This window comes from Herbiconiux daphne, assembly GCF_024979295.1.
Classification (GTDB): Bacteria; Actinomycetota; Actinomycetes; order Actinomycetales; family Microbacteriaceae; genus Herbiconiux; species Herbiconiux daphnes.
Map to the genome: position 1 here is coordinate 1 of NZ_JANLCJ010000093.1, position 1,420 is coordinate 1,420.

Annotated in this window: 3 protein-coding genes; all 3 read right to left on the reverse strand. The window is 39.9% G+C overall.

The window, feature by feature from the left end; all coding sequences use genetic code 11:
* Positions 1-386: virion core protein, T7 gp14 family (locus N1032_RS23190; RefSeq protein ID WP_259542706.1), on the reverse strand; the 386-nt coding region annotated here is incomplete at its 3' end.
* Positions 387-418: 32 nt separating this feature from the next.
* The gene (locus N1032_RS23195) at positions 419-889 is read right to left on the reverse strand and encodes a phage protein Gp13 family protein (protein ID WP_259542707.1); all 471 of its coding nucleotides are present in this window, start codon (positions 887-889) and stop codon (positions 419-421) included.
* Positions 890-930: 41 nt separating this feature from the next.
* Positions 931-1,420 (reverse strand): phage nozzle protein (locus tag N1032_RS23200; protein WP_259542708.1); only part of this gene is annotated, 490 nt, incomplete at its 5' end.

Below are 1,420 nucleotides of genomic sequence, written 5' to 3' on the forward strand. Positions count from 1 at the left end.
TTGGTATTCTCTTTGTTTGATAGACGCTGGATATAGAGTTTAGAGTAATCACGTTGGTAATTCTCTTGTAAACCAGCGTTAGCACGGATACGTTGTCCTTCAACATCACGTTGAATACGTTCCATACTGTGTCCTTTCAATCCAGATTCACCAATGGCAGCTCTCACTAAACCTTGTGATTGGATTGATTGTAGGTTGTTGTCACTCTTCTGAGCAAACATATCCTGTAGATTCTGTTTATCTTGTAGAGTGAGGTCTTGGTTCTGGATGTTTGTCTGCTTAATCATCTCAGCCTGTTGCAACCTTTGCTGTGATTCTGCTAAACCAGCTTGCTTAGCTTTATCTTTTGCACTCATTGCTGCACCAGCTAAGGATGCTCCAGCCATAACACCCATCGTAATAGTTGTAGGCTCGCACATTACTTGCCACCTCCGATAATGAATAGGTCAAAACGCTCACCAGTCCATTCGGAATGATAAGGTTGTTCATAATGAAACACTGCACCTATTACTTCAAGGAAACGTTTGTGGAAAGTATTACCAGACCATACATAGTTCCATAGAAATGGGTAAGTTTGCAGTAGCTTCTCAGCGTGTTGTTTTATTAATCGTGTTACTTTTAGCTTAATCATTAAAGAAGCATCAGTTAAATGTCGAGAGGTTAAGAACCAACAAGCTCCATCTTGATGTTCACCTTCTAAATGTCCACCATAAGCATACACAAAACCTTCTTCATCAACACATACTACTGAGTTATCGTCTAAATGCGAAAGCAAAGTTTCACGTAAATCTCTGTTAGGTTCACGAGCATTAAACTCTTCTACATCTTCATCACAAATATGGATAGAGAATTGTTCTACATCTTCAGTTGTAGCTTTCCTAATAATCATATTTCCTCCAAAGGGAAAGGCGGGAATTAACCCGCCAATATTTAAATCCCAGAAGACCTACGAACGTGAACACCTTCCCAACCACAACCAATAATGGATAATGGATTAGGGGTATCAGAGAAAATAGTAACTTCTGTTTGAGTTGCACTACCTTGACAAGGGAATCTAAATTGTCCAGTAGGTAATGTCAATTGACCCAGAATAGCATCTTGAGCATTCACAACAGCTCCTGGCATCTTGTATTGATATGGGTTACGATTACCCACAATCACATCTACTTCGAATGCACCAGAGTCTTGATAGTTCACCCAAGCCCTACGCAACTGTAATCTACCAACATCTTCAGAAGTAGTAGAACCATCTTCTGCTTGTTTCTTAATAAGGAACTGAGAGAATGTGTATTCAAATGCGTAGATAAAACCAACTGTCAGATTCTGACCAGACCAATCTCCACTGAGGTATACAGACTCATTTGCATCCCAATTACCTCCAGACTCAGAGAAGAACCTTTGGATAAAACCTTCTTGGTTA